Source organism: Vibrio ichthyoenteri ATCC 700023 (genome assembly GCF_000222605.1).
Classification (GTDB): Bacteria; Pseudomonadota; Gammaproteobacteria; order Enterobacterales; family Vibrionaceae; genus Vibrio; species Vibrio ichthyoenteri.
This window is the reverse complement of the sequence record NZ_AFWF01000091.1, coordinates 1-577: the sequence shown is the minus strand read 5'-3', so window position 1 is coordinate 577 and position 577 is coordinate 1. Positions and strand designations below refer to the sequence as shown.

The 577-nt window shown below is 32.8% G+C and carries 1 protein-coding gene; it reads left to right on the top strand.

Annotated elements, in window-relative coordinates; all coding sequences use genetic code 11:
* Positions 1-81 precede the first annotated feature (81 nt).
* A partial coding sequence (locus RH85_RS07735; RefSeq protein WP_006711658.1) for a hypothetical protein occupies positions 82-577 on the top strand: 496 nt, incomplete at its 3' end.

Sequence of the window (577 nt, the reverse complement as noted above, 5' to 3'; positions counted from 1 at the left end):
CAGAGGGGAATGCGTCAGTTTTGAAAAAAGTATGGCGTTAAAATTATTTCATACACCCCATCTTCAGATAGTCATCCAGAAGTGACCGAATTTCTACAAGCATTGAATTGTCAAGTTAATGATGTAAATGTAATTGCAGTAAAAGATGAAGTTGTTTCAATTGATACAGCGGAACAATTAATAAAACATCTTGAAATTAGTATGTCGGAAAAGCTTATTGGGAGTGGTTATACTATTATTTATGATATTGATACTTTATATATATCATTCACTCCTGCGGGAGAAACAAAGGGTGAAGTGCAAAAAGAGATGTTATCGATAATAAAGCTAATGACATTTGATTGTGGAATAATAAGAAGAATTATAATTTGTCCTGTGCAAAGCACCCAACCGCTTGATAATTGTGATAAATGTCAATCCTTATTAATTGAAGCTACTCTTTCATTTTCTGATGCTAATCAATATGCGAAAAAACAGATATCAACATCAACGATTTGGAGGCAAATCGATTTTTCACTTCCACCAAGCTTATCTAATGTTTTTGAAAATGAAGAGTTAGTGGAGTTCCCACTAAGAA